The following is a 7907-nucleotide window of genomic DNA, read 5'->3' on the forward strand; positions in this document are numbered from 1 at the left end:
GGCGCGCTCGTCGCGGGAGGGATAGCTGCGGTCGTGGTCGTTGCCGTCCTCGCAGGCGCTGCCTGGTGGCTGACTGGACGTGGTGGAGCAGCAGCCCGGCAACCGTTGCCCGTGGCTGCCACGTCCGGTAGTGCTTCGACATCTACCGCTGCTCGAACGACGCGACCCTCTGATAAGGCTGCCAACAGCAGCACGGCGACTTCAGCCGCCGCCAGCGTCGATGCCGCGTCTACCGCGGTGTCTCCGGAGACGGCTGCTGCGGCCAAGGCAAGCGACAGCGCAACGGCGAAGGCGGCGCAGCAGTATCCCGGTGCTCCCGCAGTCGCGATCCAGCCTTCGGTCAACCAGCTCAAGCCTCATCACAAGTACATCGCGCTCACTCTGGACGACGGCTACAACTTCCAGCCAGACATGCTCGCGTTCCTCAAGCAGCACGACATTCGCTGCACGACCTTCCTGGTCGGCTCGTGGGCCGCATCTCACAAGGCCGACCTCAAACTAATGCGCGACGCCGGCTTCGAGATCGGCAACCATTCGTGGACCCATCCGTTCCTCACCCGGATGTCCGCCAGCCAGATTCAAAGCGAGCTATCCCGCACTCAGCAGGTCATATCCTCGGTCACTGGCAACCAGGCGCCGTATCTCAGGCCGCCATTCGGCGACACAAACCCCAAAGTGAAGGCAGCTGCGGCAGCTCTAGGCTACCGAATCGTCATGTGGGATAGGACGTTCGGCGACTCAGGCCGAGGCGCCACGCCCAAGAAGCTCTACGCCAACGTGGTCACAAGCAACGGGGGCGTGCAGCCGGGAGACGTGATTCTGTGCCATTGGGGCTCGAAGCCGTCGTTCGAAGCGCTCAAGCAGATCGTGCCGGACCTGCAGGCACAAGGCTTCCAGTTCGTGACGATCTCGGAGCTGATCGCCGACTCCAAGCCCGCGAAGTAGCGCATCCATGCGCGCCACACAGGAGTGGCGCAGCAACCATGCCGCCGACAGACCGCCAGCTCAGGCCCTCTTTCCCTCGCGCCCATATGCGTGATAATACATCTTATGTCACTTAGCGATTTCGAGCCGCGACACCCTGGCAAGGATGGGTCTTTTCGCGTGGAAGACAGCGCAGTGTGGCGCCAGAGAAGCCCTACTCGACGCCGGTGTCGCCCAACTCGGCGCCGTCGACATACGCGAGCTCGAACTCTGACTTGGTCATGTCGACGAGATCCTCGTTGATTCGTTCGATCAGATCGCGCGCCTCGGACTGCGTCGCGCACGTCGCGATGCGCACGACGGTATCCGGATCGTCGAGCCGGACGGCCTCGACATGCCACAGCTCGACCTCGTCGCCGGGGTTCGGTGACGGCTGGCGGTACAGGATGTCGTCGTGCCACTCGAGGTCGAAGTTCTCGGTGGTGTCTAGGCGCGTCAGCCGCAGACGCCAGAACTCGTCGGCGTTTCCTATGACCCTGATCACCGCACGCCTACTTCTGCACCTGGACGTTGGCGGTGTTGTTCACGACGTAGCCCATCTTGCCGTCCTTCGAGTCCCGCAGCTGGAGCCAACCGCTCACGGTGGTACCCATCAGGATGAGCTGCTCGCCCTTCTTCAGAGTGCGTACGGCGGCGGCGCTGGCGGCAGGCGTCGTGTGCAAGACGACACCGTCAGTAAGCACGGCGACGGTCTTTCCTCCAACCACAGCGACGACCTGGGTGCTGTTGACGCTGCCCGAGGCCTCGGTGCTTGCGGTCTTCTTGACTCTCGAAGCGTTCTTGTACTCCCCGTACCAGCCATTGACCGTGACCAGCAACACGGCAATTACCGCAATGCCAATCAACGCCCTGACTATCTTGCCCAGTCCGCTCACAGATACAGCCCCCCACCGTAGACTGCAGAATCCTCAAGGCCACAAGCCTCACACACACTTTGAACTGCCGAGATGGCAGCTCGGTAGTATGTTTCCACAGCGTCAAGATCGATGCAGCCAAGTGCATCGAGAGCTGCCTCACCTCGCAGGTCATCCCCCACCCGACCTGCTTCCCTGCTGATGAGGAAGGCCGCGTCGGCAAGCGCCTCGGCTGCAGGAATCAGACGACCCGGCAGCGCGGTGATATCCAACTCTTCGGCAAGAAGGCGCGCTCGCGACGCGACCTCGTGGAGCGCCCTGCGCTCGCTGGACTCCGGGTCGTCGGCGAAGATGCGCAACTCACGCTCGCTGCCCTCGGCAAGCCTACCGAGCGAGTCTCCAAGAGCCTGGCGCACGAAGTCGAGACCCTCTCGGCTGCGAATGAGCCGCAACAGGTAACGTCTCTCGGCGGCGCGAAACGCGAGGATGCCGGCGATCGTGGCACCAGCCAACAGCACGACTACCCCAGCAGCTATCGCGATCCAAGCCCAAAGCGGCATTGCGAACCCTCTCGTATCGAGCGCTCGGGCCCTCGTGTGAGCTACTGGCGCTCGCGGAGATCCAGCACGTGTGTCGTTTTGCCCGAACTACGTTCAATCGAACCGGGCTCGACAAGCGTTATCTTCGCACGGAGCCCGAGCACGGTCTGCAGACGGTCGGCAACGTCCTTCTGGAACGCAACCATGTCCGCCATGATATCCGAAAAGACCTCCTCGGCCATTTCGAGGCGCACTTCGAGGTCGTCGAGGCCGTGCTTTCGATCCACGACGATCAGGTAGTGAGGCCTCACGCCTTCGATCTTGAAGATGACGTCTTCGATCTGGCTCGGGAAGACGTTCACTCCGCGGATGATCAGCATGTCGTCGGTCCGCGCTCTGACGCGGCTCATGCGCGCCAGCGTGCGGCCGCACTCGCAGCGCTCCGTGGTGACGGTCGCCAAATCGTGTGTGCGGTAGCGCAGGACCGGAAACGCCTCCTTCGAAAGCGTCGTGAAGACAAGCTCGCCCTGCTGCCCGTCGAGCACCGGCTCGCCGGTCACGGGGTCGACCAGTTCCCACAGCAGATGGTCCTCGGCAATATGAAGGCCGCAGCCACACTCACACTCCCCGCTCACCCCCGGCCCCATCACCTCCGACAGGCCATAGTTGTCGGTGGCCTTGATGCCAAGACGCGCCTCGATCTCGCGTTTGGCAGCATCGCTGGATGGCTCGCCGCCGAAAAGCCCGAGGCGAAATGGCAGTTTCTTGAAGTCGACACCCATCCCCTCGCCCACCTCGGCGAGGTAGAGGGCGTAGGACGGAGTGGACACAAGCACCGTCGTGCCGAAGTCCTGCATCATCATGATGTGGCGCTCGGTGTTGCCGCTGCCTGCGGGAATGATGGTCGCGCCGATTCGCTCGATGCCGTAGTGCATCCCCCATCCGCCTGTGAACATGCCGTAGAGGAAGGACATGTCGACGAGGTCTCCCCGATGGACTCCGGCCGAAGCCGCGACCCGCGCGGTCATCTCGGTCCACGTGTTGATGTCTCCGCGTGTATAGCCCACGACGATTGGCTTGCCGGTCGTGCCGGACGACGAGTGCAGACGCACGACATCTTCCATCGGCACGGCGAACATCCCGAACGGATAGGTGTCGCGCAGGGCGTCCTTCCCAGTGAACGGGAGCAGACGGATGTCCTCAAGCGACTTGATGTCGCGCGGCTTGATGCCGCTCGTCTCGAGCTGCTCGCGGTAGAACGGCACGCGCTCGTAGACCCATGCCACCGTCGATTGCAGACGACGGAGCTGCAGCCCGGCAAGCTCTTCGCGGTCCATGCATTCGTATTCCGGATTCCAGATCATCGTGCGGTTCCTTCCTCGCTCATCGAACCGAGGTAGATCATGCGGACTGAGTCGTCGGCGAGGAGCTCGGCCGACGTGCCGGACAGTGCGACCGAGCCCGTGCGCATCACGTACCCGCGGTCGGCGTGCTTCAGTGCCAGGCGCGCGTCCTGCTCGGCGAGGAGCACCGAAACGCCGTCGCCGCGCAGCAGGTCGATCGCCGAGAAGATCTGCGCGATCACCATCGGGGCCAGGCCTAGTGATGGCTCGTCGAGAAGCAGTACGCGCGGGCCGCTCATCAGGGCGCGTCCAATCGCCAACATCTGCTGCTCGCCCCCGGACAGCGTCTCGGCGGCCTGCGAGGCGCGGTCGGCGAGCACCGGAAAGAGCTCGAGAACGCGGGTGCGCCGGATGGCAATGGCCGCACCCCGCCCGGCTCGCGGTGTCAAGTACGCGCCAAGTTCGAGGTTCTCGGCGACGGTCATGGACCCGAAGAGCAGGCGGCCCTCGGGCACAAGCGCGATGCCGTTGCGCACGCGCCACTCGGGGCGGCGTGAACCGATACCGATGCCCTCGAATGCGACAACGCCCGCCGTGGGGGTAACGAGGCCAGCCGCGGTCTTGAGCAGCGTGGACTTGCCGGCCCCGTTTGCGCCCAGCAGGGCCACGACCTCTCCGGCAGCAAGCGCGACGTCCACACCCCGTAGCACCCCGACCCGCCCATAACCGGCGTGGACGCCTTCGAGCTTGAGCAGGGGCTCACTCATCGACGACCTCCTCGCCCAGGTACGCCGAGATGACTGCGGGGTCCTTCTGAATGAGCAGCGGCGAGCCTTCGGCGATCTTGGCGCCGCGGTCGAGCACGACGATCTCGTCGGAGACGTCCATCACCAGACCCATGTCGTGCTCGACCACCACGATTGTGACGCCGCCGTCTCGCACGCGCCGCAATGTGTGCACGAGCTCGGCCGTCTCAGTGGCGTTCAGGCCGGCAGCGGGCTCGTCGAGCAGCAGCAGCCGCGGAGAAGTGGCGAGCGCCCGCGCAATCTCGACGAGTCGCCGAATGCCTGCGGGCAGGTCGAGCGCGGGAGAACCGGCCCACTCCTCGACGCCGATCAGCCGCAGCAGCCGCCCGGCGTCATCACGCGCCGAGCGCTCGTCGGCGTAGGCCTTGGGCAGCCTCAACGCCGCCGAGAGGAAACCCACCGACTGGCGTGCCTGCGCCCCGACCATCACGTTCTCAATCGCACTCATCGCGTCGAAGAGCTGCGTGTTCTGGAACGTCCTCGCAATTCCTCGACGAACCACAGAGCGCGGCGAGTCGCCTACGATCTCGCGGCCGTCGAACACTACCGAGCCTTCGTCGGGCCGTCCGTAGCCCGTCAGCGCATTGAACAGGGTCGACTTGCCGGCACCGTTGGGGCCGATCAGCGCCTTGATCGTGCCGTCGTGAACGTCGAATGTCACGTCGTCGACGGCGGTAAGGCCTCCGAAGCGCTTGGTGACCCCCCTGACCTGCAAAAGGCTCATCGGGCCTCCCCTGCCCCACGCCAGCGACGCCACATCGAGCCGATTCCACCGGGTGCGAACAGCACCACCAGGATGATTGCAAGTCCGTACATGTCGGGCTCATAGGTCTGAATCAGCTCGCTCGTGGCTCGCGGCAGCCCGGGAATCAGGGCGTCCAGGTAGCCGACGAGTGTGAGGAGCGCCGCAGCGACAATCGGACCGGCGAGCGAGCCGGTCCCGCCCACGACCGCCATTGCAAGAAAACCGACCGAAGCCTGCAAGGTGTAGAGGCTCGGCGAGATGAAGCCCACCGCCGAGGCGTACAGCGCACCAGCCAGCCCCGCCATCGCTGCCGACAGCACAAAGACGCGCACCTTGACGCCGACGACATCCACGCCGCTGGCCGCAGCACCCAGCTCGCTTCCGTGCAGCGCCCGCATCGCACGACCCGGGCGCATCGCGGTCAGGTTGGCGGCAATCAGCACGGCCAAGCCCGCCACGCCCCACACGAGCCAGTAGATCGCGGCTGCGGAGCGCAGCTCGAAGGGACCGATGCTGGGAAACGGAATGCCAGTCAGTCCGTTGACGCCGCCCGTGACGGCCGAACCCTCGCGAAACGCGAGAGTAGCCAGCTCGCCAAAGGCGAGCGTCGCCATGGCTAGGTAGTGGCCGGACAGGTTCAGGCTCGGCAGCGCGAGTAAGAGCCCGCCGAGCGCTGCCACGATGCCGGCACACGCGAAGGCCAGCAGCCATGGCGCGTGCAGCTGCACGGTCATGAACGCACACGTGTACGCGCCAAGGCCTAGGAACGCGGCGTGACCCAGCGATATCTGGCCCGCGTACCCGAAGAGCAACGCGAGCCCCACTACGACGAGCACGTTGATGCCCACGTACGTGAACACCTTGAGCAGGAACGTATCGGTGATGAGCAGCGGCGCAGCCGCCACGCCCAGGGCCGCCACGACCGGAACGCCTATGCGAAGCCAGCGCCCCATCACACCTTCTCCTTGCGCGATCCGCCGAAGAGCCCCTGCGGTCGCACGAACAGGACGCCCAGCAGCACGACGAGGGCCACCGCGTCCTTGTACAGCGGGCTGATGTAGCCGGCGGTCAGGCTCTCCAGCAGGCCCAGGATCAGCCCGCCGCCAACCGCGGCCACCGGATTGCCCAGCCCGCCCAGAATCGCCGCCGAGAAGCCTTTGACGCCGATGCCCGTGCCTACATCGAACGCCGTCTGGGTGAGCGGCGCCACGGCAAGCCCCGCGATCGCTCCCAAGGCCCCAGCCAACGCAAACGCAATCGTCACCATGCGCCGCGTGTCGACTCCAACAAGCTGCGCGGCTTCACGCTGAATGGCTGTTGCCCGCATCGCTTTCCCCAACGATGTGTAGCGGTACAGAATCGCCAGGCCCACGACGGCGACCAGTGTGATTCCCCAGATCCACAGCGTCTGGATCTCGATGGCGGCGCCTGCCACTTTGATCGAAGCGCCCGCCGCGAACGGCGGCAACGAGAGTTCGTCGGGGCCGAACACGTGTTCCGCCAGCTGGCGAAGAACGACCGAGGCACCGATCGTGACCATGATGATCCGCAGCGGGTCTCCGTCGCCGATCGGCCTCACTGCCAGCAGCTCGAGAAGCGCCGCAATACCGGCCGTGGTTGCAACAGACGCCACGACGGCCAGCGGAAGCGGCAGGCCGAGATGCAAGAACCACCAGCCGAGCATCCCGCCAAGCATGAAGAACTCGCCTTGGGCGAAGTTGATCGCCCCCGTCGCGGCAAACACGATCGTGAATCCGAGAGCGATGAGTGCGTAGATGGCGCCGTTCTTCAGACCGGCGATAAGGAACTGGAGGAGCGCCGACATATGCTAGACGGCCGAATCGGCGCGCTGGTTGAGGCTCATGTGCGTCCCCTTCTGAAGCGACATCGACGGAGGGCGGCCGCCGCGGCCGCCCTCCGTCGACAGCGGATTACTGGGGCGCGAGCGCGAACGCACCGTTCTTGACCTCGTAGAACGTCAGATCCTTCTCCGTCAGACCGTTGTGGTCCGTCGGCGTGAAAGTGAAGATACCGCCGATTCCTGGGAATCCGCTGGTCTTCTCGATCTGGTCGCGCAGTTTGGCGCCGGTTATCTCGCCGTCGACCTTCTTGGCCGCGTCCACGATCAAGTGCAGCGAGTCGTATGCGTGACCAGCGAACGTGCTAGGCGTCGCGCCGGTGGCGGCTTTGAAGTTGGTGATGAAGTCAGTGGCTACCTTGTACTGTTCGGTCCCCGTCCCATACGTCTCGGGAAGGAGGATGTGCCCCGCGGCGAAACGGAAGCCGTCACCGGCTGCACCGACGCCCTGAGCGAACTCTAGGCGAGCGTTGCCGTGGCTGCCATACATCGGAATCGTCAGGCCGAGGTCCTTGGCGTTCTTGACGATGGTGGTTGCCTCTTTGCCGGCGGTCCAGATCAGGACTGCCTGTGCCCCGGAGTTCTTGATATTGGTCAGCTGGGCGGTCATATCGGTGTCGCCGACATTGAACGTCTGGTCGGAGGTGATGGTGATCCCGAAGTCGGGAGCCTTGGCCTCAACCGTGGCCTTGCCGTCCTTGCCGTAGCCACCCGAGTCCGTAAGCAGGCCGATCTTGGTGATGCCCTGCTTCTTCATGTAGGCGAGCTCGAACGGCGC

10 protein-coding genes are annotated in these 7907 nt (G+C 64.8%); 1 reads left to right on the forward strand and 9 read right to left on the reverse strand.

What is annotated here, in order from left to right; translation table 11 throughout:
- The first annotated feature begins 33 nt into the window (after positions 1-33).
- Positions 34-945, forward strand: coding sequence for a polysaccharide deacetylase family protein (locus tag P4L93_11360; protein MDR3687542.1), 912 nt, complete (start codon positions 34-36; stop codon positions 943-945).
- A 193-nt stretch (positions 946-1138) separates the two neighbouring features.
- On the opposite strand, the gene P4L93_11365 is transcribed toward P4L93_11360, so the two are convergent.
- The 9 genes from P4L93_11365 to P4L93_11405 form a co-directional block, all read right to left on the reverse strand.
- Positions 1139-1468, reverse strand: coding sequence for a hypothetical protein (locus tag P4L93_11365; protein ID MDR3687543.1), 330 nt, complete (start codon positions 1466-1468; stop codon positions 1139-1141).
- A 7-nt stretch (positions 1469-1475) separates the two neighbouring features.
- Positions 1476-1859, reverse strand: coding sequence for an SH3 domain-containing protein (locus P4L93_11370; GenBank protein MDR3687544.1), 384 nt, complete (start codon positions 1857-1859; stop codon positions 1476-1478).
- Positions 1856-2398 (reverse strand): hypothetical protein, encoded by a 543-nt coding sequence (locus P4L93_11375; protein MDR3687545.1) that lies wholly within the window; start codon positions 2396-2398, stop codon positions 1856-1858. Before P4L93_11375 ends, P4L93_11370 begins: the two co-directional genes overlap by 4 nt.
- A gap of 41 nt (positions 2399-2439) precedes the next feature.
- Positions 2440-3741, reverse strand: coding sequence for a phenylacetate--CoA ligase (locus P4L93_11380; protein ID MDR3687546.1), 1302 nt, complete (start codon positions 3739-3741; stop codon positions 2440-2442).
- A complete protein-coding gene (locus P4L93_11385; protein ID MDR3687547.1) occupies positions 3738-4487 on the reverse strand; it encodes an ABC transporter ATP-binding protein in 750 nt (249 codons plus the stop codon). Before P4L93_11385 ends, P4L93_11380 begins: the two co-directional genes overlap by 4 nt.
- A complete protein-coding gene (locus P4L93_11390; GenBank protein MDR3687548.1) occupies positions 4480-5250 on the reverse strand; it encodes an ABC transporter ATP-binding protein in 771 nt (256 codons plus the stop codon). The genes P4L93_11385 and P4L93_11390 overlap by 8 nt, the downstream gene beginning before the upstream one ends.
- Complete coding sequence (locus P4L93_11395) at positions 5247-6224, reverse strand: branched-chain amino acid ABC transporter permease (protein ID MDR3687549.1); 978 nt, start codon at positions 6222-6224, stop codon at positions 5247-5249. Before P4L93_11395 ends, P4L93_11390 begins: the two co-directional genes overlap by 4 nt.
- The gene (locus P4L93_11400; GenBank protein MDR3687550.1) at positions 6224-7096 is read right to left on the reverse strand and encodes a branched-chain amino acid ABC transporter permease; all 873 of its coding nucleotides are present in this window, start codon (positions 7094-7096) and stop codon (positions 6224-6226) included. Before P4L93_11400 ends, P4L93_11395 begins: the two co-directional genes overlap by 1 nt.
- Positions 7097-7202: 106 nt before the next feature.
- The coding region (locus P4L93_11405; GenBank protein ID MDR3687551.1) for an ABC transporter substrate-binding protein at positions 7203-7907 on the reverse strand (705 nt) is incomplete at its 5' end.

It is taken from the genome of Coriobacteriia bacterium (assembly GCA_031292615.1).
Taxonomy (GTDB): Bacteria; Actinomycetota; Coriobacteriia; order Anaerosomatales; family JAAXUF01; genus JARLGT01.

Bases quoted from the DNA above. Each gene is read 5' to 3' on its own strand.
- P4L93_11375 (MDR3687545.1), bottom strand. From the start codon at position 2,398: ATGCCGCTTTGGGCTTGGATCGCGATAGCTGCTGGGGTAGTCGTGCTG.
- P4L93_11380 (MDR3687546.1), bottom strand. From the start codon at position 3,741: ATGATCTGGAATCCGGAATACGAATGCATGGACCGCGAAGAGCTTGCC.
- P4L93_11385 (MDR3687547.1), bottom strand. From the start codon at position 4,487: ATGAGTGAGCCCCTGCTCAAGCTCGAAGGCGTCCACGCCGGTTATGGG.
- P4L93_11390 (MDR3687548.1), bottom strand. From the start codon at position 5,250: ATGAGCCTTTTGCAGGTCAGGGGGGTCACCAAGCGCTTCGGAGGCCTT.
- P4L93_11395 (MDR3687549.1), bottom strand. From the start codon at position 6,224: ATGGGGCGCTGGCTTCGCATAGGCGTTCCGGTCGTGGCGGCCCTGGGC.
- P4L93_11400 (MDR3687550.1), bottom strand. From the start codon at position 7,096: ATGTCGGCGCTCCTCCAGTTCCTTATCGCCGGTCTGAAGAACGGCGCC.